Origin of the sequence: Pseudooceanicola endophyticus (assembly GCF_018760365.1) — a bacterium.
GTDB classification, from domain to species: Bacteria; Pseudomonadota; Alphaproteobacteria; order Rhodobacterales; family Rhodobacteraceae; genus Pseudooceanicola; species Pseudooceanicola endophyticus.
Genome location: NZ_JAHIAB010000004.1, coordinates 229302 through 254230, shown reverse-complemented (window position 1 = coordinate 254230; position 24929 = coordinate 229302). Strand labels below are relative to the sequence as shown.

The 24929-nt window shown below is 68.7% G+C and carries 21 protein-coding genes and 1 pseudogene; 7 read left to right on the top strand and 15 right to left on the bottom strand.

Going from position 1 to position 24929, the window contains the following annotated elements:
• Positions 1-88: 88 nt before the first annotated feature.
• The 3 genes from KM176_RS09550 to KM176_RS09540 all read right to left on the bottom strand — a co-directional run bounded on the left by KM176_RS09550 (position 89) and on the right by KM176_RS09540 (position 4617).
• The gene (locus KM176_RS09550; protein WP_160895924.1) at positions 89-499 is read right to left on the bottom strand and encodes a response regulator; all 411 of its coding nucleotides are present in this window, start codon (positions 497-499) and stop codon (positions 89-91) included.
• Positions 483-3899, bottom strand: a complete 3417-nt coding sequence (locus tag KM176_RS09545) for a chemotaxis protein CheB (RefSeq protein ID WP_160895925.1) — start codon at positions 3897-3899, stop codon at positions 483-485. Before KM176_RS09545 ends, KM176_RS09550 begins: the two co-directional genes overlap by 17 nt.
• A gap of 166 nt (positions 3900-4065) precedes the next feature.
• Positions 4066-4617 (bottom strand): PAS domain-containing protein, encoded by a 552-nt coding sequence (locus KM176_RS09540; protein WP_236045240.1) that lies wholly within the window; start codon positions 4615-4617, stop codon positions 4066-4068.
• A gap of 280 nt (positions 4618-4897) precedes the next feature.
• Between KM176_RS09540 and KM176_RS09535 the strand changes: the two genes are divergently transcribed.
• Positions 4898-5569, top strand: a complete 672-nt coding sequence (locus KM176_RS09535) for a TetR/AcrR family transcriptional regulator (RefSeq protein ID WP_160895926.1) — start codon at positions 4898-4900, stop codon at positions 5567-5569.
• Between the two features lie 23 nt (positions 5570-5592).
• Positions 5593-6195, top strand: coding sequence for an I78 family peptidase inhibitor (locus tag KM176_RS24870; protein WP_236045239.1), 603 nt, complete (start codon positions 5593-5595; stop codon positions 6193-6195).
• 65 nt (positions 6196-6260) lie between these two features.
• Here KM176_RS24870 and KM176_RS09525 read toward each other — a convergent pair whose 3' ends face one another.
• Positions 6261-6698, bottom strand: coding sequence for a c-type cytochrome (locus KM176_RS09525; RefSeq protein WP_160895927.1), 438 nt, complete (start codon positions 6696-6698; stop codon positions 6261-6263).
• Positions 6699-6817: 119 nt separating this feature from the next.
• Here KM176_RS09525 and KM176_RS09520 point away from each other — a divergent pair, with 119 nt between their 5' ends.
• Positions 6818-8497, top strand: coding sequence for a Y-family DNA polymerase (locus tag KM176_RS09520; RefSeq protein ID WP_160895928.1), 1680 nt, complete (start codon positions 6818-6820; stop codon positions 8495-8497).
• 166 nt (positions 8498-8663) lie between these two features.
• Positions 8664-9005, top strand: coding sequence for a DUF2794 domain-containing protein (locus tag KM176_RS09515; protein ID WP_160895929.1), 342 nt, complete (start codon positions 8664-8666; stop codon positions 9003-9005).
• A gap of 30 nt (positions 9006-9035) precedes the next feature.
• Here the strand turns inward: KM176_RS09515 and KM176_RS09510 are convergent, their stop codons facing one another.
• The 3 genes from KM176_RS09510 to KM176_RS09500 all read right to left on the bottom strand — a co-directional run bounded on the left by KM176_RS09510 (position 9036) and on the right by KM176_RS09500 (position 11807).
• Positions 9036-9950: a C40 family peptidase gene (locus KM176_RS09510; RefSeq protein WP_160895930.1), complete on the bottom strand. Its 915-nt coding sequence runs from the start codon at positions 9948-9950 to the stop codon at positions 9036-9038.
• Positions 9947-11350 carry a leucyl aminopeptidase family protein gene (locus KM176_RS09505; protein WP_160895931.1) on the bottom strand — a complete coding sequence of 468 codons (1404 nt, stop codon included), beginning with the start codon at positions 11348-11350 and terminating at the stop codon, positions 9947-9949. The genes KM176_RS09510 and KM176_RS09505 overlap by 4 nt, the downstream gene beginning before the upstream one ends.
• Positions 11351-11426: 76 nt before the next feature.
• Positions 11427-11807, bottom strand: a complete 381-nt coding sequence (locus tag KM176_RS09500; RefSeq protein WP_311136180.1) for a hypothetical protein — start codon at positions 11805-11807, stop codon at positions 11427-11429.
• Between the two features lie 205 nt (positions 11808-12012).
• Here KM176_RS09500 and KM176_RS09495 point away from each other — a divergent pair, with 205 nt between their 5' ends.
• Positions 12013-12663 carry a carbonic anhydrase gene (locus KM176_RS09495; protein ID WP_160895933.1) on the top strand — a complete coding sequence of 217 codons (651 nt, stop codon included), beginning with the start codon at positions 12013-12015 and terminating at the stop codon, positions 12661-12663.
• A 219-nt stretch (positions 12664-12882) separates the two neighbouring features.
• Here KM176_RS09495 and KM176_RS09490 read toward each other — a convergent pair whose 3' ends face one another.
• The 7 genes from KM176_RS09490 to KM176_RS09460 all read right to left on the bottom strand — a co-directional run bounded on the left by KM176_RS09490 (position 12883) and on the right by KM176_RS09460 (position 21661).
• Entirely contained in the window at positions 12883-14505 is a 1623-nt protein-coding gene (locus tag KM176_RS09490) for a DUF4139 domain-containing protein (protein ID WP_160895934.1), read from the bottom strand.
• Between the two features lie 162 nt (positions 14506-14667).
• A complete protein-coding gene (locus KM176_RS09485) occupies positions 14668-15690 on the bottom strand; it encodes an aspartate-semialdehyde dehydrogenase (protein WP_160895935.1) in 1023 nt (340 codons plus the stop codon).
• A gap of 202 nt (positions 15691-15892) precedes the next feature.
• Complete coding sequence (locus KM176_RS09480) at positions 15893-16447, bottom strand: NADPH-dependent FMN reductase (RefSeq protein WP_160895936.1); 555 nt, start codon at positions 16445-16447, stop codon at positions 15893-15895.
• Between the two features lie 132 nt (positions 16448-16579).
• Complete coding sequence (locus KM176_RS09475; protein ID WP_160895937.1) at positions 16580-18169, bottom strand: ABC transporter ATP-binding protein; 1590 nt, start codon at positions 18167-18169, stop codon at positions 16580-16582.
• Positions 18166-19002, bottom strand: a complete 837-nt coding sequence (locus KM176_RS09470; protein ID WP_160895938.1) for an ABC transporter permease — start codon at positions 19000-19002, stop codon at positions 18166-18168. Before KM176_RS09470 ends, KM176_RS09475 begins: the two co-directional genes overlap by 4 nt.
• Entirely contained in the window at positions 18999-19946 is a 948-nt protein-coding gene (locus tag KM176_RS09465; RefSeq protein WP_160895939.1) for an ABC transporter permease, read from the bottom strand. Before KM176_RS09465 ends, KM176_RS09470 begins: the two co-directional genes overlap by 4 nt.
• A 221-nt stretch (positions 19947-20167) precedes the next feature.
• Positions 20168-21661, bottom strand: coding sequence for an ABC transporter substrate-binding protein (locus KM176_RS09460; RefSeq protein WP_236045259.1), 1494 nt, complete (start codon positions 21659-21661; stop codon positions 20168-20170).
• 202 nt (positions 21662-21863) lie between these two features.
• Between KM176_RS09460 and panB the strand changes: the two are divergent.
• Both panB and panC read left to right on the top strand, forming a co-directional pair.
• A pseudogene (panB, locus tag KM176_RS24865) lies at positions 21864-22688 on the top strand (3-methyl-2-oxobutanoate hydroxymethyltransferase); the annotation flags it as partial.
• 24 nt (positions 22689-22712) lie between these two features.
• Positions 22713-23549, top strand: a complete 837-nt coding sequence (panC, locus tag KM176_RS09455; RefSeq protein ID WP_311136183.1) for a pantoate--beta-alanine ligase — start codon at positions 22713-22715, stop codon at positions 23547-23549.
• 47 nt (positions 23550-23596) lie between these two features.
• Here panC and KM176_RS09450 read toward each other — a convergent pair whose 3' ends face one another.
• A complete protein-coding gene (locus tag KM176_RS09450; protein ID WP_160895941.1) occupies positions 23597-24913 on the bottom strand; it encodes an acetylornithine deacetylase/succinyl-diaminopimelate desuccinylase family protein in 1317 nt (438 codons plus the stop codon).
• Between the last annotated feature and the right edge of the window lie 16 nt (positions 24914-24929).

The following is a 24929-nucleotide window of genomic DNA, read 5'->3' as shown; positions in this document are numbered from 1 at the left end:
CGAGCAAAGGCGAGGTGCGCAAAAAAGTAAACCCCCGGCCCGGGCGGGCGGAGGGTTACGGTGGTCGGCCAGCGCGGATGGCGGCGCCTCAGCGCGCTTCCATGGCCCGGGTGACGCAGCTTTCGATCTGCCGGGGCGTCGTCGGCTTCGGGCAGAAGGCGGCGCCGGGATAGCGCTTGGACAGCGCCTTGGCGTCGGCATGGCCGGAATGGAAGATCAGCGGCACACGGTCCGCATGAAGCCGGTCGGCCAGTTCGAAAACCTCGCCGTCGGGCAGTTTCACGTCCAGGATCGCCACGCTGGGCAGCGCGGCGCCCACGGCGCGCAGGCCGGCGCGCACGGTGGCGCAGGGGCCCATGACTTCCAGGCCCATGTCCTCGACGATGAACTGGAGGTCCAGGGCCACGATGGCCTCGTCCTCGACCACGAGGACACACGGCGCAAGGTCGGCAGGAAGCGGGCCTCCTGCCGTCGGATCTCTCTCAGATGTAACGGTCATTTCGGTAAGTCATCCTGTTCAGTCTGCCGTCGGACTTCTGCTCTACGATCACTTTCCCGCCGAGCTGGAGCGCGGAGGAGCGGATCAGGGTCGAACCGAAGCCGTCGGTGCCTTCTTTCAGATCCAACGCCGCATCGTAACTTTCGTTCCATTCCAATGTCACGCCGTCATCTTTTTCCTGCCACCAGCGCACGGCAAGCTGCCCCGCCACCGGGCCCAGAACGCCATATTTCGCCGCGTTCGTGCTCCATTCATGCAGGATCAGCGCCAGCGAGGTCAGCTCTTCGGAGGCCACCTCGATGCTGTCGGGCCCTTCCAGGGTGATGCTGTGCTGATCGCGGTAGGGTTCCAGCGCGGCCTCGATCACCTCGCGCAGGCGGACCTTCTCGTCGACGCTGCGCGCCTGGGTCAGATCATGCGAACGCGCCAGCGCGGTGATCCGGCGGCTGACATCGGCCACCAGATCCTGCGGCGTCTCGGCCTTGCGCGAGGCGATCCGCAGCATCGCCGAGATGATCGAGAACAGGTTCTTCACCCGGTGGTTCATCTCGCGCAGCATCAGCTCTCGCATCTGGGCGTGTTCGAATTCAGGGGTCATGTCCATCTTGACGCCGGTGATGCTGGCCCGGCCGTTCTCGTACTGGACCGAGCCCATGCCCCTGATGTAGCGCACAGCGCCGCTGCTGGTGGCCACCTGGAAGGAGACGTCGAAATCGCCGCCCGTCTGCAGCGCCTCGCCCACCGTTGCCTGGACGCGGGCCGCGTCCGAAGCCGCCATGCAGGCCAGCAGGTCATCGAGGCTCAGCGCCCCCTCTGCCGGCAGGTCGAAAAGCGCGCGCACCGTGGCATCGGCCTCCAGCGCGCCAGTTTCGGGGTCCAGCTCCCAGACGCCGATCGCCGCCACGTCCAGCGCCAGCTTCAGGCGCTGGCCCTCGGCGGCCAGGCGGCCCTCAAGCAGCAGCGCCTCGGTGACGTCGGTGAAGACCAGCGTGGCCCCGTCGGTGCTGCCGTCGGACAGCTTGTAGGGGGTGATCGACAGCGACCAGACCGTGCGCCCCTCGCGCGAGCGGATGCGGGTGGTCTGCGGCTCTCCGGTCTCGATCACCGTGCGGGTCAGCTGCTCGACCCGGTCGGGTTCGTCGATCACGCCCTGCACATCGCGCAGCGGCCGGCCCTTGTCGGCATCCTGGAACGGGAAGACGGCGCGGGCGGCGCGGGTAAAGTTGCGGATCCGCATGGAACGCCCCACCGTCACCAGCGCAAGCGAGGTCGAGGCGAAAAGGTTGCGCAGGTCGGCATTGGCACTGGAGAGCTGCTCGACCTTGGATTTCAGCTCATCGTTGACGGTCGCCAGTTCCTCGTTGGTGGACTGGAGTTCCTCGTTCATCGACATCATTTCCTCGTTCGAGGATTTCAGCTCTTCGTTGGCCGTCTCCAGCTCTTCCACGGTCGAACGCAGCCGGGTGCGGGTGGCGCGCAGCTCGGCCTCAAGCACCTGGACATGGGACTCCGAGGGCACCAGCTCCTCGAAATCGTCGCCGGCGATGGGCTCGAACGGGGCGCGGTCACGGAAGATGATCAGCAGCGTGTCGTCGGGCAGCGGATCGGCCATCACGTCGACGCTCTGCTTGCCCAGCTCCGAGATCACCTCGACCTTGCGGGCGACCTTGCGGGTGTTGGAGGCACCGGCTTCGCGGATCAGCGCCGACAGCGCCTCTCTCAGGCCCGGGCGGGCCAGGCTTTGCGCGAAGGAGGGTCCGGTGCTGGCGGGATCGAAGTCGAGGAATTTCGACAGTTTCCCCGTCGCCGCCAGGACCGCGCCGTTGCGGTCGATCTGGAGGGTCGGCGGGGCGTATGTTTCGAGGATACGAGAGCTTGCCACGGAAGATTCCCATTCGGTGTGGGTGCGGGTCCGGGGGGTGGGATGCGGCCGCGGACGCCGGTCGTGATTGTGCACTGCAGGCAGTTCGATCGGATAGCGGGCCCGCCCCGGATTGCGCCGGAACAGGCGCGCTTTCGGGTCCACCGGTTCAAAGAGGTGCTCGGCCCGCCCGATGCTTTCGGAGGGGCCCAGGAACAGGTAGCCACCGGATTTCAGCGCGTAATGGCAAACCGGCAACGCCAGGGCCTGCAACCCGTCACCGAAATAGATCAGCAGGTTGCGGCACGAGATCAGGTCGATGCGGCTGAACGGCGGGTCCTTGATCAGGCTGTGCACCGAGAACCGCACCATGTCGCGGATCCGGGCCGAGATCTGGAAGGCCCCCTCGCGGCCCACGGTATAGGCGTCGCGCAGGTCCGCCGGGATGTCCTGAAGCGCGGCCAGCGGGTAGCGCCCGGCCCGCGCCATTTCCAGCATCCGCTCGTCGATGTCGGTGGCGAAGACCTGCGCCGTCACCTGCTTGCCCGAACGCGCGATCTCGGCGGCAAAGAGCATCGCCAGAGAATATGGCTCCTCTCCCGAGGAGCAGCCCGGCACCCAGACCCGCAGCTCGTCGCCGTCATGGGCGCCCTCGACCAGCGGGCGGATCGCCTCTTCGCGCAGCAGCGCGAAATTGTCGGTGTCGCGGAAGAAGCGGGTGACGTTGATCAGCAGTTCGCCGAAAAGGGTGTCGGCCTCCTTGCCGTCGGTTGCGACGCGGGCCAGGTATTCCGCACTGTCGGCGATCCCCAGCACCTGCATCCGACGCTGGATGCGCCGCAGCAGGGTCGACCGCTTGTAGCCCGAGAAATCGTGCCCCGTCCGCTTGACCAGCGCGTTGCACAGCTGCGCCAGGCTGTCGGCGACGGGGGTATCCTCGGGCGGGCCCAGGTCCGGAGAGATCCGGCGGAAGCGGGTGATCCGGTCGATCACCTCGCCCGGCGGGCAGACCAGATCGACCAGCCCGGTGGCCACGGCGGAATTGGGCATCCCGTCATAGCGGGCCGAGCGGTCCTGGGCGATGCAGATGCCGCCGTGTTCCTTGATCGCGCGCAACCCGGCGCTGCCGTCGGCGCCGGTGCCCGACAGGATCACGCAGATCGCGTTCGCCCCCTGGTCCAGCGCCAGGCTGAGGAAGAAATCGTCGATCGGGCGGCGCAGGCCGCGCGGCTGGGCGAAGGGGGTCAGGGTGATGCGGCCCTGTTCCAGCCCCATGCCGTAGCCCGGCGGGATGATGTAGACATGGCCGGGCTCGACCGGTTCGCCTTCCTCGGCCTGGCGCACGGTCAGGCGGGTGTTGCGATCCAGCAACTCTGCCAGCATGGATTCGTGATTCGGATCAAGGTGCTGCACCACCACATAGGCCAGCGGATCCTCGGCCCGCGCCGGCACCAGCATCTCCCGGATCGCCTCCAGCCCGCCGGCCGAAGCGCCAATTCCGATGATGCAGAGACTGTCCGCGCTGTCGTTCTGACCCATTTCCGTTCCGTGCCGAGTGCGCCCCGTCCGGGCGCCATGCAGGCGTCTGTGCCTGTTACGGGCCAACGCAGATCAAGAGGTAAAGCACCCCCTGCCCGGTGACAACTTACCAGTCGGTCAAATGCCCGATCCGGCTCGGGAATCCCTCCCGTCGTTGCGCAGCCGCCTACAGATCCTCCAGGGTGATCCGCGCCAGTGTCGCGACGCTGTCGGAGATGATCCGGGCCGTGCCCAGCATGGTCAGCCCGAATTCCCGCGAGATCGCGTCGATATCCGAAACGTTCTGCCCGAGGTGGCGCTGGAAGTCGTCGATCTCGGCGCGGCGGGCGACATGGGACATATCGAACTGGGAGCCCAGGAAAAACTGGGTCACGCCATGGCTGTCGCGCAGGCGGGTCATGAAAACGTAGTTGTCGAAGCGCGACCCGTCCTTGCGGAAGTTCATCACCGGGAAGCAGTTCGCCTCGATCCCGTCATCGGCGATGAAGGCCCGCAGGGCCGCCTTCTGGTCGTCCGGTGTCTCTCCGCCCTGAAGGAAGCGGCAGTTGCGGTCCAGCACCTCTTCCGCGTCGTAGCCGGTCAGGGTCAGGAAGGCCTGGTTGGCGAAGATCAGCGGCTGGTCGGGCAGCCGGGCCGAGGCCAGCGTCAGCGCGATCCGGGACCTTTCGCAATAGGCCTCCAGGGAGGCGGGAAGGGGCGTCGTCGTCGAGGCGGGCATCGGAGGGGTCCAATCAGCTGGGGCCGGTCAGGCTAGACACATAGCCCGATCCGGATGCAAGCAAAGACCACCGCGGAACGAAACACTCCCGCATCGTCAAGGCCATAGCGGCGCCGCCCGCGAAACCGGCCAAGTCCTGCCGGTTCTCCGCCCTGCCCCTAGGATAGCGCGCCATCGCTGTCCCCGGGCGACGGGAAAGGTGTATACTTCGTTTTCACGGCAGGATTTAACCGGACGGGATCCTGCCGGGTCAGGACTGCGGGGATGAAGGACCACCACGATGACGGACGACGCTGTGCAAAGGCGCCGGGGGCGCAAGTACGATCAGGTGCTGGAGGGCGCGCGCAAGGTCTTCCTTCAGGACGGGTTCGACGGTGCCTGCGTCGATGACATCGCCCGTGAGGCGAAGGTGTCGAAGGCCACGCTCTATTCCTACTTCCCCGACAAGCGGCTGCTGTTCATCGAGGTGGCCCGTCTGGAATGCCGCCGCCAGGCCAGCGAGGCCCTGACCACGGTGCCGGTGGACCTGCCCGCCCCCGCCCTGCTGGAGATCGCCGCCACCCGGATGGTGGACTACTTCTGCTCGCCGATGGCGCTGGCGATCTTCCGGATCTGCACCACCGAGGCCGACCGTTTCCCCGACCTGGCCCTGGAATTCTACGAAAGCGGCCCGGAAATGGCGCATCGGCTGCTCAGCGATTTCCTGCGGACCGCCGCCGTCACCGGCGAAATGGCCATCGCGGATCCCGACATGGCCGCCCACCAGTTCGTCGAACTGTGCCGGGCGGGCTTTTTCGTCCGTATGCTCTTCGGGCTGGACCGCGACCTCTCGCTCGAGGAACGCGCCCGTGTTGCCCGCGAGGCCGTCGATACCTTCCTTGCGCGCTACGGAGCACATAGATCGGACTGGTCGGAAGACCTGCGCGCCCCACGTTCTGCGATGATGCGCTGACCGCCCCGCAAGAGAGAGAGCCCATGCCGCCGATCCTGCCCAAGATGACCCGCCCCGCGACACCGCGTGCCGGAGCCCTGCGCGCCCTGCCGCTGACCCTGCCGCTGCTTCTGGCGCTTGCCGCCTGCGAGGCGCCGCCGCTGGAACGCGCGCCCGCCGCGCCCGCAGCCCCGCTGCAGCCGCAGGTGAATGCCGTCGAGGGCGCCGCCCCCGTCACCTCGACCGACCTGCCGCCGGGTCCCGGCGACCTGGCGGGCTCGGGCTCGGGCTCGGACCAGGCCACCGCCACGCCGGGCGACGATACCGGATCGCTGACCAGCGACGTGGCCCAGGCCCTGGCGGCCACCTCCGACACCCCCGACACCCCGGACGAGGGCCCCCTGCCTGTCCCCCAGGACGAGCTCGCCTCGGGGGGCGCCGCCGCGGCCGATCCCTCCGACAGCTGCGGGATGGATCCCTACCTGGACCTGGTCGGCCAGACCTATGACGAAAGCATGATGGCGGATCGCACCGGCCCCTACCGGGTGATCCCGGAAAACGGCCAGATGACCATGGATCATCGCCCCGACCGGCTGACCATCCACCTCGACGCGGCCGGGCGCGTCGCCGCGATCCGCTGCATCTGAGCCCGTCAAAAGGGCGCGCGCGGCCCCTCCGGCCACGCGCGCCCCGCTTTCCCGACCGGACGGGTTTACTTCAGGCGAAATTCGCCGTGGCAGCTGCCGCAGCTTTTCGCCACCGGCCCGAAGCCCGCCTTCACCGTGTCCAGCGACGCGGTATCAAGCCCCTGCACCGCCGTCTCCAGCGCACCGGCATGTTCGGTGAATTCGTCCCAGTCCTCCCAGATCGCCGGGGCGGCCTTGGATTTCGGATCGCTTTCCTCGGGCTTGAAGACCGCGGGGATCATCGCCGCATCCTCCAGCAGCTTCGCCCGTGCCGCCGCCGCCGCATCCGCGTCGAAGGCGGTCTTGCCCTGCGCCATGCCGCCGATCACCGCAAAGCTCGCGCGGATCTCGTCCATGAGGTCCATGCGCTTGCCCGCCGCCGCATTGGCGACGCCCTCCTTGGCCTGCACGCCCGCGGCCACCGCCAGCAGACCGAGGGAAAGGGCGAATATCTGTCGTTTCATGATGGAAATCTCCCGTTGACCTAAGGGAGCTTAGCGCAGCACGCGGCGCTGCCAAGGGGTCTCGACAGGCGCATCGCAAGGGCGTAAATACGAACATAAAGTGAACAAAGGCCCCGATCATGCCCGTCCCCCGCCGCATCCTGTCGCTCTGGTTCTGCCGTCTCGGCGCGGAGCGGATCCTGCGCCGGGACGGCATCGACCCGGCACTGCCGCTTGCCGTGGTCGAGGATACCGGCAACCGCCAGGTGCTCAGCGCGCTGTCGCCCGGGGCCCAGGCGCTTGGCCTGCGGCGCGGCCAGCCGCTGCGCGAGGCCCGCAGCCTCTGCCCCGACCTGCTGACCCGCCTGCGCAACCCCGAGGCCGAGGCCGGGATGCTGACCGCGCTGCGCCGCTGGGCCGGGCGCTATTCCCCCTGGATCGCCGAAAGTGGCAGCGACGGGCTGGTGCTGGACATCACCGGCTGCGCCCGGCTCTTCGGCGGAGAGGAGGCGCTGCTGACCCGCCTGGAAGAGGACTGCGCCGGGCTGGGGCTGACCGCCCGCGGCGCCATCGCCGATACCCCCGGCGGCGCCTGGGCGCTGGCCCGCTACGCCGGGGCCCGGGCCGGGTCGGACCGCAGCGGCGATGCCATCGACCAGGAGGCGCGCGCCACCCGCTCCCGAGCCACCCGGCGGCACTGGGACCGCGGCGGCAGCGCCCCGGTGATCGCCGCCGGGGCCGCCCCGGCCAGCCGCATCGCGCCCCCCGGTCAGCTGGGCCGCATCCTCGCGCCGCTGCCGGTCGCGGCGCTGCGCCTGGCCCCCGAGGTGCTCGACCAGCTGAACCGCCTCGGGCTGCGGCGCATCGGCGACCTGGCCGGCCAGCCGCGCGGCCCGCTGGCCCGGCGCTTCGGCCAGGGGCTGGTGCTGCGCCTCGACCAGGCCCTGGGGCACGCCCCCGAACCGGTCTCGCCCCGGCGCGAGGCCCCGGCCTTTGCCACCCGCCTGACCCTGCCGGACCCGATCGGCCTCGAGGAGGACCTGCTGGCAGGCCTCGACCGGCTGCTGCCGCGGCTCTGCGACACGCTGCGCCAGGAGGACCGCGCCGCCCGCCAGATCCGGCTCGAGGCCTGGCGCAGCGACGGCACGATGCAGTGGGTCGCCGTGGGGCTGGCCCGTCCGACCACCGATCCCGCCCGCATCCGGCCCTTGCTGGTGATGAAACTGGCGCAGATCGATGCGGGCTTCGGCATCGACATGCTGCGCCTGATCGCCGCCCGGACCGAAGCCCCCGAAGAGGCGCCCCGCCCGGATCCGCTGCCCCTGGACAGCCGGCGCAACGCCTCGCCGGCCTGGCGTCCGGGGCGTCCCGTCGCCCCCGCCCGCGACGACCTGCTGGCCCGCATCGGCGCCCGCATCGGCCTGGAGGCGCTGACCCGCCGCCATCCCGGCGCCTCCCATATCCCCGAGAAGGGCGCGCTGACCCTGGCCGCCGCCTGGTCCGACGCCCCCGACAGCCCCTGGATGCCGCCGCCCCAGCCCCGCCCGCTGCGGATGTGGCCCCCTGAACCGGCCCCGCAGCTGCCCCCCGAAAGCCTGCCGCCGCGCCGGATCCGCTGGCGCCGCCAGGACTGCGCCCTGCTGCCCCACCCCGCCCGCGAACGCATCGCCCCGGAATGGTGGCTGGCCGATCCCGCCTGGCGCAGCGGCACCCGCGACTACGTCACCGCCGTGCTGGAGGACGGCCGGGCCCTCTGGCTGTTCCTGGCCCATGGCGCCGATCTGCCCGGCGGCTGGTTCTGCCAGGGCAGCTACGGCTGAGTCAGGCTTTCATCTTTCCCCAAATATGGCGGGGGACTCGGCGCGGCACGCGCCGAGGGGGGCAGAGCCCCCCGCACCGCCCGAAACCGGCGCATCGCCCCGCCACCGGCACGGCGCCACCACGAAGCACCTTGATTTTGCCCCGCACCGGGCGCACCTTTTCTTCATGACAGTGCAAACACCGCCCCCGATCCCAGGGGGCTCCGCCCAGCAGGTGGCTTTCCACCGGACCGAGCTGAACATCATCCTGTCGCTCTACGGGCGGATGGTGGCGGCAGGCGAATGGCGCGATTACGGCATCTCCGCGCTGAGCGACGTGGCCGTCTTCTCGATCTTCCGGCGCACCGCCGAACACCCGCTCTACCGGATCGAAAAGCGCCCGAAGCTGCGCAACAGGCAGGGCATGTACGCCGTGCTCGGCATGGACGGACAGGTGATGAAACGCGGCCACGACCTGCGCACCGTGCTGCGGGTGCTGGAGCGCAAGCTGATCCGCGCGGTCGAATAGGACCGGCGTTGGCGGGGGGCGCTGCCCCCCTCAGCCTGCGGCTGATCCCCCCGAGGTATTTGGAACAAGAAAATGGGCAGAGGCGCGGGCCAGCCGCGCGTCCAGCCCCGGCAGGCGGCGGCGGGCGGTGACCGGGCCGTCGCTGGCGGCGATGCGGGCAATGGCCTCGGGGAGGCCCTCGTAGGCGACGCTCATGCTGTGGCCATTGGCATGCAGGATGGTCCGCGGATCGGCGACCCAGGCGACATGGCCCTTCCAGAACAGCAGGTCGCCACGGGCAAGCGGGGCGTCCGCGGGCAGCGGATCGCCCAGTTCGCGGGACTGCATGTCGCTGTCGCCCGGGCAGGCGATGCCGCAGGCGAGGCAGCCGGCCTGCACCAGGCCGGAACAGTCGATGCCGCCGAAACCGTTGGCGCCCCAGAGATAGGGCATGCCCAGAAGGCGGGCCGAAACCGCGACCGGATCGACCTCGGGGCGGAGATCGAGATCCAGGTGGGCGGCGGGAATGTACCCCGCGCCGGTGCGCGCCCAGCCGTCTTCCAGGCTTTCGACCAGCACCCGGGCGCCGAGCGAAAGCCGCCCCGAGGCCATGCTGCGGGCGCTCGGGCGGTCGTAGCAGAGCGTCTCGCGCAGGCGGACGGCGGCATTGGGCCGCGCGCCGGGCCGGTCCGGCGCCAGGGCCGCGGCCTCCAGGTAGCCGGTGTAACCATCCTTGCGGGCCTCCAGGAAGGCCATGCCCTCACGGACCTCGTAGACCAGTACCTCATCGCCATGCAGCAGCTGGCGGTCGCGCGCCCCCCCGGGGGCGTCCAGCAGATCGGCGGCGGGGGCCTTCACCCGGCAGAGCTCTCCGGCGGTGAAATGCCGCGCCTCGGCCTGGCCGCGCAGGCGCTCGGCGGCGACGCGGCCATTGCAGGGCCAGCGGCGGCGGTCTGGCGCGCTCACAGTCCCAGCAGCCCCGGCAGGGCCGAGAAGAGCGCCCGCGCGCCCTGCCCGGTACCGCCCTTCGTGCGGCCCGGCAGATCCGAGGGCGCCCAGCCGTAGATGTCGAAATGGGTGTAGCGCAGGCCCGGCCCGGCAAAGCGGCGCAGGAACAGCGCCGCCGTGATGGAGCCCGCGAACCCACCCTTCGGCGCATTGTCCAGATCGGCGATGCCGGGTTCGATCATGCTTTCGTAAGCCTCGTGGAAGGGCAGCCGCCAGACCGGATCCGCCACCACGGCGGCCGAGCTTTCCAGCGCCGCCGCCACATCGGCATCATCGGTGAAATAGGGCGCGATATCGGGGCCCACGGCGACCCGCGCGGCCCCCGTCAGCGTCGCGAAGGAGATCATCAGGTCGGGCTTTTCCTCGGCCCCGTAGGCCAGGGCATCGGCCAGCACCAGCCGCCCCTCGGCATCGGTATTGTTGATCTCGACCGTCAGCCCCTTGCGGGAGGTCAGGATGTCCTGGGGCCTGAAGGCATCGCCCGCCACCGCGTTCTCGACCGCCGGGATCAGCACCCGCAGCCGCACCGGCAGATCGCGCGCCATGATCATCCGCGCCAGCCCCAGCACCGTGGCCGAGCCGCCCATGTCCTTCTTCATCAGCCCCATCGAGGAAGCGGGCTTCAGGTCAAGCCCGCCGGTGTCGAAGCAGACCCCCTTGCCGACCAGCGTCAGCATCGGGCCGTTGTCGCCCCAGCGCAGGTCGATCAGCCGGGGCGCACGATGCGGCGCGGCGGCACGCCCGACCGCGTGGATCATCGGGAAGTTCTGCGCCAGCAGGGCCTCTCCGGTGGTGACCTCGACCCGGGCGCCGAAGGTCTCGGCCAGGCTGCGGGCGGCGGCTTCCAGCTCTGCCGGGCCCATGTCGGAGGCCGGGGTGTTGATCAGGTCGCGGGTCAGCGCCTCGCCGGCGGCAATGGCTTCCAGCCGGTCGGCGCGGATGCCGTCCGGCGCCACCAGACGCGCCTTCACGCCGGATTGCGCACGGTAGCGATCAAAGGCGTAGCCGGCGAAAAGCCAGCCCAGGGCCTCGGTCTCGGCGGCCTCCTCGGGCAGGCCCGAGGCGATCCGGTAGTCCCCCGCCGGCAGCCGTGCCGCCGCACCGGCCAGCACGAAGCGGGACCGCGCCCGCGCCGCCGCATCGCCGTAGCCCGCCAGCGCCATCGCCGGACGACCCTCGGGCCCCGGCACCAAGCAGGCCTGCGACAGGGCGCCGGTAAAACCGCTGGCGCGCACCCAGGTCGCGACCTCGGCGGGCTGCGCCTCCAGCCAGGGGGCCAGGGCGGCGGTTTCGATCACGTGCAGCGGCAGCGCGCCGGCACTGTCCTGGGCGAAGGTAAGGGCGGGGGTCTTGGGCATTCTGGCGCTCCTGCTGTCGGGTCCGCCCAGCCTATCCCGGCTGCGCGCCGCCGCAAGGGCTGCCGCGCAGGACCGCTCAGAGCGTGATGTCCTGCAGCTCCCAGATCGCCATGAGAGAGCTTTCGCCGACTCGCAGCAGACGCGCGAAAGTGGCCGCAAGCGCCACATCGTCGCCGCCCCCCAGACAGGCTCCGACATCCCCCGCCACCCGCGACAGCAGCGTCATCCCCACCTGGTCGGCAATCGCCGCAAGCGAGCGCACGGCCTTGCGCAGCTCCTCCCGGCGGCCTTCGCGCAGCATCCGGTCGGCATGGGAGAAGCGCAGCGCCAGCTCCTCCATGGCGCGGCAGACCACGTTGTCGGCCCCGGCCTCGCCAAGCTGGGCATAAAGCTGCCGCAGCCGTTCCGGATCAAGCCCCACCGGCTCGCTCCGGGTCATCACCAGGATCTGGCTCACCTTTCGCACCCCCTTCTCTGCGCCCCCACGGCAGCGCACACCCTCGCGCAAGGAAGTTCCCAAAGACTTGCAGCTTTGCGGTTTTGCAGGGGTGATGCGCCCGGTTTTGCAAAGGATTTTCCGCCAATTGGCGGTTTCCGCATTTCAACGCCCCCGCCACGGCCCTATAGTCCGCGCGATACGATTTCAGCGTCCGGAGTTTACCATGGAGCACGCCAAGCCACTGCCCAGCCTGCTGGTACAGCGTTATCACGGCTGGAAGGCCACCACCTTCACCGAGAACAAGTCCTGGTACCGCCGCCTTGCCGACGAGGGCCAGCGCCCGAAGACGATGATCATCTCCTGCTGCGACTCGCGCGTGCATGTGACCGGCATCTTCGGCGCCGACCAGGGTGAGTTCTTCATTCACCGCAACATTGCCAACCTGGTGCCCCCCTACCAGCCCGACGGCCAGCAGCACGGCACCTCGGCAGCGCTGGAATATGCGGTGACCGCCCTCAAGGTCGCCCATGTGGTGATCATGGGCCATTCGAAATGCGGTGGCGTTCAGGGCTGCCTCGACATGTGCTCGGGCCATGCGCCTGAGCTGGAAGAGGAATCCAGCTTCGTCGGTCGCTGGATGGACCTGCTGCGCCCGGGCTACGACCGGGTCAAGGACATCCAGGGCTACGAGGCACAGCGCGACGCGCTGGAGAAGGAGGCCGTCCTGGTCTCGCTCGAGAACCTGATGACCTTCCCCTTCGTGAAGGACGCCGTGGAAGCCGAGAACCTGTCGCTGCACGGCCTGTGGCACGACATCGGCAATGGCTCGGTCGAACAGTACCTGCCCGACCAGAAGGCCTTCCGCGCCATCTGAGGCCGCGCGCCGGCCCCGCCCGGTGCGACTGCATATTTATGGAAAGATGAAAGAGGCACCGGATCCCCCCGGTGCCTCTTTCACCTTCCGGTTTCATCTTTCCCCAAATACGGACTCGCCCCGCTGGCAAGGGACGGGCGGCTGCCCCGCCGGGCCACCCCCCATTCATCTTTCCCCAAATATGCACGTCGCGCCGCTGCCGCCGGGCGCGCCGCCGGCCTAGTTCAGCACCTTGCCCTCGGGCCAGCTGACGCTGTCCTGCAGGGTGATCACCTTCTCCACCCCGGCCGCCAGCGGCAGGCGCCATTCCAAGATCCCGCGCTGGCCGTCCACGTCCCGGGCCTCGGGCGCCGGATCGGCCTGCCAGGTGATCTTCAGGTCGTCCTGCTCGGAATAGGGCACCCGGTCGGTCACGCGCAGATCCCAGTCGCGCCGGGTCTGGTTCTTCAGCACCAGACGCACCTCTTCCTCGCGCCGGTTCGACTTCGCGATCACGCCGCGATCCCCTTCCGAACGTGCCACCACCTGGCGTTCCAGCCGCAGCCCGTCGATCGGGCCGAAGGACCAGTCCGCCGCAGAGCCCGCCGGCAGCAGCGGCAGGCTGCGGGTGCCCATGTAGGTGCCGTCCAGGTAGAAGGCCGCCTGGTCGGAGGCCAGCAGCGGCTCCGTGCCCTCATTGGTGAAGCCCGCCATCAGATAGGCCGAGGGATCGGACATCGGCACCGCCCGGGCATAAAGCTCGGGGGCCAGCCGGGTCTCTCCCAGCGACAGCGTCAGCGCCTCGGCGCCATTCGCCAGGCTCACCGGCTGGGGGTAGGCATAGTCCAGCGTCAGCCCGTCATTGGGCGAGACCGCATCGGCCTTCATCATCATCTCGGCCACCGGCGCGCCGGCGGCACGGGCCAGCGGCATCGGCGCGCGCGGATCGCCGTAGCGCAGCAGCTCGGGCCAGAGTTCGGAGGGGGCGACCTGCCCCGAGGGCCGCGCGGTGGACAGGTCGAGCTTCACATCGGACCAATCCTCGCCGCTCGCCTGCCGGATCACAGCCTTGCGGGCGATCTCCAGCGCCGGGCTGGCCCCGGTGGTGACAAGCGAGACGTCATAGGCCGGCTGCCAGCCCGCGTCCTGGGTCAGGTAAGAGACCGTCATCTCGCCCTGCACCGCGCTGTCATTGCTGAAATCGACCACCAGGCGGGCGCGCCCACCGGCGGCGGTCAGCAGGGCGGCAAGCGCCTGCTCGGCGGCCTCCTGCGCCTTTTGCAGGGGCGGCAGTCCGTCGCGCAGCGCCTTCGCGCGCCCCTCGGCCGCCAGCTGGTCCTGACGCGCCGCAAGGCTCTGGGTGGCCACCACCGACAGCAGCTGCGGCAGCGTCGCGGGATCGGCGGCGGCGGGGTTCTGGCCCAGCCCGGCCAGCACCTTCAGCCGGTCCCCGGCGGCAGCGGCCTCGGCCTCGGCGCCCTTGGCGCGGGTTTCCAACGCATCGACGGCAGCCTTCGCGTCCTTCACCCGGGCGCGGGCGTCGCGGATCGCGGGGCTGTCCGCCTCGGTGCGGGGCGGCAGGGCGCTGTCCCGCCAGCGCACCGCCCCGATCTGCCCCGAGGGCGTGGTGATCCGCAGCAGGGCGGGATCGACGAAGGGCATGTCGGGCAGCACCAGCTGGTGATCTCCCGGCGCCAGGTCCAGCGGCACCGCACGCGCTACCCGCGCCGCATCCGGATAGAGCGTCACCTGACGGACCTGCCCGCTCAGCACCACTTCCTCGGCGCGCAGGGCGGGCGCGACCAGGCAGAGCGTGGCGATCAGGGGGCCAGAAAACAGGGCACGGGGCGGAACGGGACGCATGGACACTCCTCCGGGTTGCATCGCCCCAGCCTGAGCATTCCAAGGCCCCGACCGCAAACGCCTTTTCCCGTGCCGCCCGAAACCGGCGGCATTCCCCCAAAACGCGAAACGCCCGGAGCATCACTGCTCCGGACGTCCGGTGAAATCGGGGAAAAGGGGCGATCAGCCCTTCTTCAGGACCCGGGTGCCGAGGGTCTCGGCGATCTGAACGGCGTTCAGCGCCGCGCCCTTGCGCAGGTTGTCCGAGACGCACCACAGGTTCAGACCGTTGTCGATCGTGCTGTCCTGACGGATGCGCGAGATGAAGGTGGCGTAATCGCCGACGCATTCGACCGGGGTCACGTAGCCCTTGTCCTCGCGCTTGTCGATCACCATGACACCGGGGGCCTCGCGCAGGATGTCGCGGGCTTCATCCTCGTCCAGGAACTCCTCGAACTCGATGTTGAGCGCTTCGGAGTGGCCGACGAAGACCGGAACGCGCACGCAGGTCGCGGTCACCTTGATCTTCGGATCGACGATCTTCTTGGTCTCCGCAACCATCTTCCACTCTTCCTTGGTGGAGCCGTCTTCCATGAAGACGTCGATATGCGGGATCACGTTGAAGGCGATCTGCTTGGTAAACTTCTTCGGCGGCACGTCGGCGGTCGGGTTGTAGATCGCCTTGGTCTGGTCCCAGAGCTCGTCCATGCCTTCCTTGCCGGCGCCCGAGACGGACTGGTAGGTCGACACCACGACGCGCTTGATCTTGGCGCGGTCATGCAGCGGCTTCAGCGCCACGACCATCTGCGCGGTCGAGCAGTTGGGGTTGGCGATGATGTTCTTCTTGTAATAGCCCTCGACGGCCTCGGGGTTCACTTCCGGCACGACCAGCGGAACGTCCGGGTCGTAGCGGTAGAGCGAGGAGTTGTCGATCACGATGCAGCCGGCAGCGGCCGCCTTGGGGGCGAATTCCTTCGTCGGGCCCGAGCCCACGGCAAAGAGCGCGATGTCCCAGCCGGTGAAATCGAAGGTGGCCAGATCCTGGGTCTTCAGGGTGGTATCGCCAAAGCTGACCTCGGTGCCCAGCGACTTCCGGGATGCGAGAACGGCGATCTCGTCCACCGGGAAGTGGCGCTCGGCCAGGATGTTCAGCATTTCGCGGCCCACGTTGCCCGTGGCACCGACGACGACGACCTTGTAACCCATAATGGATGACTCCTTCTCCTTGGATCGCGGGTCCATACCGCAATAGGGGTTGGCTGGAAAGGGTATTGCAGTGATGGCCCATATCAAGGGCCGCGATGAAACGCCCCCCGGCAGGGCTGCCGAAGGGCGTTTCGCAAACACGGGACCCGGTCGCACGAAGGATCACGACCGGGCCCGGGACCGGCGCGGGGCCGGTCCGGGATCAGGCAGCGCCCCGCCCGATCCAATCCCTGAAGGCCGCCATGATGCGCGCCAGGAAGTCGCGCGTGCCGGGCTCTGCCACCCGGCCTTCGGCATCAAGCAACGTGCCCAGATGGCCGATATAGGCCTCGGGCTGCTGCATCGCCGGCATGTCGAGGAAGACCAGCGATTGCCGCAGATGGTGGTTGGCGCCAAAGCCGCCGATGCCGCCCGGGCTGCCGGTGACCACGGCGGCGGGCTTTCCGGCCCAGACGCTTTGCCCCGCTGGCCGGGACCCCACGTCGAGCGCGTTCTTCAGCGAAGCGGGCACCGAGCGGTTGTACTCGGGCGTCACGAAAAGCACCGCGTCATGGGTGCGGATCTGGTCGCGCAGCCGTGTCCAGGGGGCCGGCGGTTCCGCCCCGTCGAGGTCGGGGTTGTAGAGCGGCAGATCGCCGGTTTCCACGAAGTCGAAGTCGAGCCCCTCTGGCGCCAGCGCGACAAGCGCTTGGGCCAGCTTGCGGTTCAGGCTGTCTTCGCGGAGGGAGCCGACGAGGACCGCAACACGTGCAGTCATGGCTTCATCCTCCTGGCCCGCATCGGGGGCCATGTTTCGAATTTCCTTTACACCCCGTTACTTGGGGATCTTTTCGCGGGTTTCACCCCCGCAGGGTGCGACAACGGTTGTGCAAGGATGCACGCCCGCGCCTCAGGACCCCAGCCCCTCGGGCAGGCGCGGCGCCGCCGCCAGCAGCTGGCGGGTATAGGGGTGCCGGGGATCGCGGAACACCGTCTCGGTCGGGCCGGCTTCGACGATCTCTCCGGCCTTCATGACCATCACCCGGTCGGTGATCGCCCGCACCACCGAGAGGTCGTGCGAGATGAAGAGATAGGACAGCCCGTAGCGCGCCGAGAGATCCGCCAGCAGGTCGAGGATGCGCGCGCGCACCTGCACGTCCAGCGCCGAGACCGCCTCGTCCAGCAGGATCAGCTCGGGGCGGGTGATGAGCGCGCGGGCGATGGCGATGCGCTGGCGCTGCCCGCCCGAGAATTCGTGGATGTACTTGTCGGCGTCGCCCGGGGTCAGCCCCACCGCCGTCAGCGCTTCGGCAACGGCGGTATCGCGCTCCGCGCGGGGCATATTTGGGGAAAGATGAAACGGCTCGGCCACCAGGCGGCCCACCCGGTGGCGGGGATTGAAGCTGCCGTAGGGGTCCTGGAAGACCACCTGCATGCGGCGGCGGACCTCCGGATCGGGCTGGCGGCCCTGGAAGACCGGGCGCCCGTTCAGCCGGATCGCGCCGTCCTGGATCTGCTCCAGCCCCAGGATGGCACGGGTCAGGGTGGACTTGCCGCAGCCTGATTCGCCGACCAGGCCCAGGCTTTCGCCCTTGCGCAATTTGAAGGAGACGCCCTTGACCGCGTGAAAGCGCCCCGGCGCCCCGAAGAGCGACTTGCGCGGCGTCGGGTAGAAGCGGTGCACCGCCGTCACCTCCAGCAGCGGGGTGTCCTGCGCGGCGGGGCTGCGGGCGGGCGCATGGGTCGAGGCGGCCAGCAGGGCGCGGGAATAGGGGTGCTGAAGGTTTTCCAGCAGCGCGCCGGTGGGACCGGCCTCGACCACCCTGCCCTTCTGCATGATCGCGATCTCGTCCGCCATTTCCGCCACCACGGCAAGATCATGGGTGATCATCATCAGGCCCATGCCATCCTCGCGCACGAGGCGGGTCAGCAGCCGCAGGATCTGCGCCTGGGTGGTGACATCAAGCGCCGTGGTCGGTTCATCCGCGATCAGCAGCTTCGGGCGCAGCGCGATCGCCATGGCGATGACGACCCGCTGGCGCTGACCGCCGGAGAGTTCATGGGGATAGCGGCTCAGCGGAAAGCGGTCCTGCGGCAGCTCGGCGCGCGCCAGCGCCTTGGCGGCGCGGATCATGGCGGCGCGTTTCGGGATCTTCTCGTGGATCAGGATCGTCTCGGCCACCTGATCGCCGATGGTCTTCAGCGGGTTGAGCGCCGTCATCGGCTCCTGGAAGACCATGCCGATGTCGCGCCCGCGCAGGGCGCACATCTGCGCCTCGCTTCGGCTCAGGATCGGCTGGCCGTCCAGCGTGACCTGGCCGCTGGCCTCTGCCCCCTCGGGCAGCAGGCGCATCACCGTGAAGGCGGTCATCGACTTGCCCGAGCCGCTTTCGCCGATGACGCCCAGGATGCGGCCCGGGTCGAGGCGCAGCGACACGTCGTGCAGGATCGGCGTGCCGTGGATCGAGAGCGAGAGGTTCCGGATGTCGAGAAGGCTCATGTCCGGCCCCGGCGCAGTTTCGGATCAAGCAGGTCCCGCAGGCCGTCGCCCAGCAGGTTCAGCCCCAGCACCGTCAGCAGGATGGCAAGACCCGGGAACAGCGCCATGTGCGGCGCGAAGGAAATCATCGTCTGGCTGTCCGCCAGCATCCGCCCCCAGCTGGGCGTGGGCGGCTGGGCACCGAGGCCGACGTAGGAGAGGCCCGCCTCGGCCAGGATCCCCATGGAGAACTGGATGGTGCCCTGCACGATCAGCAGGTTGAGGATATTGGGCAGCACATGTTCGAAGCTGATCCGCATCGCCCCCTTGCCCGCGACCCGCGCCGCCAGGATGAAGTCGCGGTTCCACAGGCCAAGCGCCCCGGAGCGCGACAGCCGCGCGAAGACCGGGATGTTGAAGATCCCGATGGCGATGATGGCGTTGGTGGCGGAGGGGCCGAGAATCGCGGTGATCATCACCGCGATGATCAGCGAGGGGAAGGCGAAGACCAGATCGTTGCCGCGCATGATCACCTCGTCCAGCAGCGAGAAACGCCGCGCCGCCGCCCAGAGGCCCAGCGGCACGCCCAGCCCCATGCCGATCCCCACCGCCAGCACCGCCACCGCGATGGAGGTGCGCGCGCCCACCATGATCATGCTCAGGATGTCGCGACCATAGTGATCGGTGCCCAGCCAGTGCACCCCCGAAGGCGGCTTGATCTTGTGGGCGATGTCCATCTGCGTGACATCATAGGGCACCCAGAGGAAGCTCAGCAGCGCGGCGCCGGTGAAAAGCCCGGTCAGCAGCGCGCCGATCACCAGGTTGCGGGACCGCAGGAAGCGCATCGGGCTCATCGGCCGCTCCTCAGGCGGGGGTCGACAAGGGCATAGGCCAGCTCGACCAGGAAGTTGACGAGGATCACCGCGAAGACCAGCAGCATGACGACGCTTTCCACCGTGATCAGGTCCCGGGCCGAGATCGACTGGAAGATCAGACGGCCCAGGCCGGGCAGGTAGAAGACGTTCTCGATGATGATGCCGCCCGCCAGCAGGAAGGAGAACTGCATGCCGATGATGGTCAGCACCGGGATCAGCGCATTGCGCAGGGCGTGCCGGCGCAGCGCCTTCGCGCGGCTCAGCCCCTTGGCGCGGGCGGTGCGCACGAAATCCTCCGACAGGGTGTCGAGCAGGGCCGAACGCATGACCCGCGCCAGGATCGAGGCCTGCGGCAGGGCCAGCGCCACCGCCGGCAGGGTCAGCGATTTCAGCGCGGGCAGAAGCCCCTTGTCCCAGCCCGCGAAACCGCCGGCCGAGAACCAGCGCAGGTTGATGGCAAAAAGCACGACCATCAGCATGGCGAACCAGAAGTTCGGGATGGCGACACCCAGCTGGGTGATCCCCATGATCAGCGTGTCGGCTGCGGATCCGCGCCGCGCCGCCGCCCAGATTCCCACCGGGAAGGCGATGACGACGGTCAGCAGAAGCGAGAACAGCGCCAGCGGCAGCGACACCGCCAGGCGATCCCCGATCAGCTTGGCCACAGGCGTGTGGTAGGTGTAGGAAGTGCCGAAATCTCCGTGCAGCATCCCCCCGACCCAGGCGAGGTAACGGATCACCATCGGCTGATCGAGCCCCATCTCGGCGCGCAGCGCCGCCAGCGTGTCGGGCTGGGCATTGACCCCCAGCATGATCGCCGCCGGATCACCGGGCAGGATCTCGATCACCAGAAAGATCGCCACAGAAGCCGCAACCAGTGACAGCACGAGCGACAGGAGCCGGGTGAGGATATAGCGCGTCATGGCAGGTCTTGGTCTTCCTTGTCGGGTGGCGGGGGCCCTGCCCCCGTCGCGCCAGGGCGCGACTCCCCCGAGGTATTTGGGACAAGAAAATGCATTCAGGGCGCCGCCCCCTCATTTTCTTGTCTTAAATACCTCCGCCGGAGGCTTCGAAACAGGGCGGGCAGCGCGCCGCCGGGGTTGCGCGCCTCCACCGGACATCCCCTGCCGGTGGAGGCCGGGGTTCAGTTCTCCCAGTAGACGCCGGTCAGGTCCGTGGCCTGGGTCGGCGCGTTCTTCCAGAGGCCCTTCACGCCTGCGGCTGCCACGGTCTGCAGCGGCAGCTGGAAGAGATAGGCGTTGACGTAGTCCTGCGCGATGATCGTCTGGGCCTCCTTCAGCAGGGCCGAGCGTTTCGCGGTGTCGGTCTCCACGTCGAGATCGGCCATGACCTTCTGGAAGGCCGGGTTGTTGTAGCCGAAGTAGTAGTCCGGGTTGGCATAGATGCCGATGTCCATCGGCTCGGTATGGCTGATGATCGTCAGGTCGAAGTCATGCGCCCCCTTGAAGGTCGAGGACAGCCACTGGGCCCATTCGACATTCTCGATCTGGGGTTCGATGCCGACCGCGCGCAGCTCGGCGGCGATGATCTCTCCGGAGCGGCGGGCATAGGCGGTGGGCGGCAGGGTCATCTTGACCTTCAGCGGCAGGGTGACGCCGGCCTGCTTCAGCAACTCCTTCGACTTCTCCGGATCGTAGTCCGACAGGGAGGTCAGATCGACGTAATCGGGATTGTGCGGCGCGAAATGGGTGCCGATCGGGGTGCCGTAGCCGAACATCGCCCCGTCGATCACCTCCTTGCGGTTCACCGCATGGGCCACCGCCTCGCGCACCAGCTTGTTGTCGAAGGGCGGACGGGCGTTGTTCATCGCCATGATCGTCTCGCCCTCGGTCGAGCCGACGATGACCTGGAAGCGCGGATCGGCCTCGAACTGGGGCAGGTTTTCGGGCGCCGGGTAGGAGTAGAAGACATCCACGTCCCCCGCCATCATCGCCGCGAAGGCCGCCGTGGGATCCGAGATGAACTTGAACTCCACATGGTCAAGCTTGGCGGGCGTGCCCCAGTAATCCGGGTTCTTCTCAAGATCGACGTGATCGCCCTGCACCCAGTCCTCGAATTTGAAGGGGCCGGTGCCGACCGGATAGGTCGCGATGTCCTTGATGCTTTCGGGGGCCACGATCACCGCGTCGCCCCAGGCCATCTTGAAGGGGAAGGCGCCGTCGGGGGCCTTCAGCACCACCTTGACGGTCAGCGGATCGACCACCTCGACCGTGTCGATCCCGGCAAAGAGGCCCTTCTGGGCATTGGTGCTGTCGGGCGCACGCGCCCGGTCCAGCGTGAACTTCACGTCGGAGGCATCGAAATCGGTGCCGTCGTGGAACTTGACCCCCTCGGCCAGGTGGAAGGTGTAGACCTTGCCGCCCTCGGAAATGTCCCAGCTTTTCGCCAGGTCGGGCAGGATCTCTCCGTCGGGGCCGAAGCGGGTCAGGCCCTGGAAGACGTTGGCATAAAGCACCTGGTCGATGGCACCCGCCGCATTCGAGGTCGGGTCCATGTTCGGCGGCTCAAGCTGAAGGGCGACCTTCAGATCGTCGCGCGCCTGCGCCAGGGCGGCCCCGCTGGCCGCAGCCAGTGTCAGCGCGCCCAGGACGGTGACCTTCATCCACTTGGAAAGCATCACTGTTTCTCCCTCACTAGCGGGGCCACCGGGGGTCCCCTTCCCTGTTACGGCCGGACCCTTGCGTCCCTTCGGAACGGGGTCAAGCTCTGTTGTCCCTTCGGGCGCTGGACCTTGGCCCGCAATACCGTTACCCAGCCCGCGACCGATGCCGCACTGCCGCAAGGGCAGCTGCCCGCCCCGGTGACAGGAGGAGCGAGACATGAGTGCCACCGCCCGCAAGACGGCCCCGCTGCCGGACGACATCCGCGCCATGAAGGGGCAGCGCCCCATCGTGTCGCTGACCGCCTACACCACGCCGATGGCCGCGATGATGGACGCATATTGCGACGTGGTTCTGGTGGGCGACAGCGTCGGCATGGTGCAGCACGGCCTTGCCTCCACGCTTCCCGTGTCGATGGAGATGATGGTGCTGCATGGACAGGCAGTTGCCCGCGGCCTGAGCAGCGCCATGCTGGTCATCGACATGCCCTTCGCCAGCTACGAGGAAAGCCCCGAACAGGCCTTTCGCAACGCCGCCCGGCTGATGGCCGAGACCGGCGCCGCCGCCGTCAAGCTGGAGGGCGGCGTGCACATGGCCGCCACGATCCGTTTCCTGAGCGCGCGCGGCATCCCGGTGATGGCCCATATCGGGCTGACGCCGCAGGCGATCAACACGCTTGGAGGCTACAAGGTGCAGGGGCGCGGCGCGGCGGGAGAGGCGCTTCTGGCCGATGCGCAGGCCGTGGCCGAGGCCGGCGCCTTTGCCGTGGTGCTGGAGAAGGTCCCCGCGTCGCTGGCCGACCGGATCACCGCAGAGGTCGCGATCCCGACCATCGGCATCGGCGCCTCGGCGGGCTGCGACGGGCAGATCCTGGTGGTGGATGACATGCTGGGCCTGTTCACCGCCTTCAAGCCCAAGTTCGTTAAGCGTTTCGCCCATCTGGGCCGCCAGGCCGAGGCCGCCATCGCCGCCTATGCCGAAGAGGTCCGCGCGCGCGCCTTCCCCGCCGCCAAACATGTCTTTGCCGATACCCTGGCCGCCAAAACGCCCTCGGACGGCTCCGAAAAGATCATCCGGACGCTGGCCGATCTGCGCGCCCTGACCCGGGGCTGGCGCCGCGCCGGGGAAGTCATCGGCGTCGTGCCCACCATGGGTGCCCTGCACGCAGGCCACCTGAGCCTGGTGAAGGCCGCGAAGGCCGAATGCGACCGGGTGATCGTGACGATCTTCGTGAACCCGAAGCAGTTCAACAACCCCGAGGATCTGGCGAACTACCCCCGCACGGAGCTGGAGGACGCCCGCAAGCTTGCCCCGCTCGGCGTCGATGCGATCTACGTGCCCGACGGCGACCAGATGTACCCCGAGGGCTTTGCCACCAGCGTGGCGGTCACCGGGCTGACGGATGTGCTGTGCGGCGCGCACCGGCCCGGCCATTTCGACGGGGTGGCAACGGTTGTGTCCAAGCTTTTCGGCCAGACCAGCGCGGACCGGGCCTATTTCGGGCGCAAGGACTGGCAGCAGCTTCAGGTGGTGCGCCGGATGGCCCGCGATCTGGACATCGACATCGAGATCATCGGCTGCCCCACGGTGCGAGAGGACGACGGGCTTGCCATGTCCTCGCGCAACCTGCTGCTGCCCGAGGCGGTGCGCGCCGCCGCCCCCCGTCTGGCCAAGGTCATGGAGGAGATGGCCGAGGTCCTGCGCGGCGGCGCCGCCATGGCCGACCTTCTGCCCGCCGCCGAAGCCGCGCTGAGCGAGGCCGGCTTCACCCAGATCGAATACCTTGAACTGCGCGAGGCCAGTGACCTGACACTGCTCCAGAAGGCCGCGGGCGAAAGCCGCCTGTTCGCCGCCGCCTGGCTGGGCGGCGTGCGGCTGATCGACAACAGGCCCGTGACGGGCTGAGCCGGCCCGCCAGACGGCACCCACATCCCCGGTCCCCGCCGCAGGGGTCATGCGGCGGGCCCGGCCAGCAGCTCGGCGAGCGCCAGCGCCATCACCTCGGCCGAGCGCAGCATGTCCTCGACGCCGACCCATTCGTCGGGCTTGTGCGCCAGGTCGAGGATGCCGGGACCATAGGCGATGCAATTGTGCAGCTTGCCGATGCGGGCGATGTGCTTTTGATCGTAAGTGCCCGGAGAAACGACGTAATCCGGCGCCCTGCCATAGGTCGCCTCGATCGCGCGATGCACCGATTGCACCACCGGCGCGGCCTTGTCGGTCATGGTGGGCGGCACGCCCCACATTTCGCGCAGCGCATAGGTGAAGGTCTCTCGCTTCGATTTCACCCGTTCCAGCACGGCGCGGATCTCGGCTTTCACCTCCTCGGGGTCTTCCTCGATCAGGTAGCGGCGGTCGATGATCATCCGCGCACTGTCGGGCACGCAGGCCGAGGGGAAGCCGGTCTCGTCCTTGCCGGGCTCGGGCAGGCCGCCATGCAGCGAATTGATGTTCATCGTCGAATGCCGCGCGCCTTCTGGCACCACCGGCATGTCGGTGGTCTTGGCGAAAAGGGCGGGGAACAGCGTCTCTTCCATCTCGTTGATCACGGCGCCCATGTGGCGCACCGCGCAATCGCCCAGGAACGGCATCGACCCATGGGCGATCTCGCCGAAGGTCTCGATCTCGGCCCACCAGACGCCGCGATGGCCCAGGCAGATGCGGTCGGGGTTCAGCGGCTCGGGGATGATGACGTGCTGGACGTTCTGGTAAAAGCCCTTCTCGGCCAGATAGGCGACACCGGCATAGCCACCCGATTCCTCGTCCACCGTGCCGGAAATCTCGATCGCGCCGCCCCAGTCGGGCACGGCGGCGATGAAGGCCTCGACCGCGATGATGCTGGCCGCGAGGCCCCCCTTCATGTCGCAGGCGCCGCGCCCGTAGATCCTGCCGTCTTCCAGTTCACCGCCGAAGGGGTCCTTGGTCCAGCCGCGCCCGACCTCGACCACATCGGTATGGCTGTTGAAATGCACGCAATCGCCCCCCCGGGGGCCCTCCTTGCGGGCCACCACGTTCCAGCGCGGATAACGGTCGGTGTCGCCCTTGGCACCATGGGCGCGCACCAGCTGCACCTCGAAGCCCGAGGCCTTCAGCCGCTTCGCCAGGTATTCGCAGATCTCCAGGTAGCAGTCGCCCGGCGGGTTCAGCGTCGGGATGCGCAGCAGGTCCTGGGTCAGCGCGATCAGATCATCCCTGCGCGCCGCGATGGCATCGCGCAGGGCCTCTGCATGAAGGATGGGCGGTGCCTCGGCGGCGGGAACGGTTGTCATGGCCTAAGGCTTGATC

Coding starts and splice junctions, on each gene's coding strand:
- KM176_RS09540 (WP_236045240.1), bottom strand. CDS start 4,617: ATGCCCGCCTCGACGACGACGCCCCTTCCCGCCTCCCTGGAGGCCTAT.
- KM176_RS09515 (WP_160895929.1), top strand. CDS start 8,664: ATGACAGTGCAAACACCGCCCCCGATCCCAGGGGGCTCCGCCCAGCAG.
- KM176_RS09525 (WP_160895927.1), bottom strand. CDS start 6,698: ATGAAACGACAGATATTCGCCCTTTCCCTCGGTCTGCTGGCGGTGGCC.
- KM176_RS09520 (WP_160895928.1), top strand. CDS start 6,818: ATGCCCGTCCCCCGCCGCATCCTGTCGCTCTGGTTCTGCCGTCTCGGC.
- KM176_RS09535 (WP_160895926.1), top strand. CDS start 4,898: ATGACGGACGACGCTGTGCAAAGGCGCCGGGGGCGCAAGTACGATCAG.
- KM176_RS09505 (WP_160895931.1), bottom strand. CDS start 11,350: ATGCCCAAGACCCCCGCCCTTACCTTCGCCCAGGACAGTGCCGGCGCG.
- KM176_RS09450 (WP_160895941.1), bottom strand. CDS start 24,913: ATGACAACCGTTCCCGCCGCCGAGGCACCGCCCATCCTTCATGCAGAG.
- KM176_RS09460 (WP_236045259.1), bottom strand. CDS start 21,661: ATGCTTTCCAAGTGGATGAAGGTCACCGTCCTGGGCGCGCTGACACTG.
- KM176_RS09480 (WP_160895936.1), bottom strand. CDS start 16,447: ATGACTGCACGTGTTGCGGTCCTCGTCGGCTCCCTCCGCGAAGACAGC.
- KM176_RS09475 (WP_160895937.1), bottom strand. CDS start 18,169: ATGAGCCTTCTCGACATCCGGAACCTCTCGCTCTCGATCCACGGCACG.
- KM176_RS09550 (WP_160895924.1), bottom strand. CDS start 499: ATGACCGTTACATCTGAGAGAGATCCGACGGCAGGAGGCCCGCTTCCT.
- KM176_RS09470 (WP_160895938.1), bottom strand. CDS start 19,002: ATGAGCCCGATGCGCTTCCTGCGGTCCCGCAACCTGGTGATCGGCGCG.
- KM176_RS09545 (WP_160895925.1), bottom strand. CDS start 3,899: ATGGGTCAGAACGACAGCGCGGACAGTCTCTGCATCATCGGAATTGGC.
- KM176_RS09490 (WP_160895934.1), bottom strand. CDS start 14,505: ATGCGTCCCGTTCCGCCCCGTGCCCTGTTTTCTGGCCCCCTGATCGCC.
- KM176_RS09495 (WP_160895933.1), top strand. CDS start 12,013: ATGGAGCACGCCAAGCCACTGCCCAGCCTGCTGGTACAGCGTTATCAC.
- KM176_RS24870 (WP_236045239.1), top strand. CDS start 5,593: ATGCCGCCGATCCTGCCCAAGATGACCCGCCCCGCGACACCGCGTGCC.
- KM176_RS09465 (WP_160895939.1), bottom strand. CDS start 19,946: ATGACGCGCTATATCCTCACCCGGCTCCTGTCGCTCGTGCTGTCACTG.
- KM176_RS09485 (WP_160895935.1), bottom strand. CDS start 15,690: ATGGGTTACAAGGTCGTCGTCGTCGGTGCCACGGGCAACGTGGGCCGC.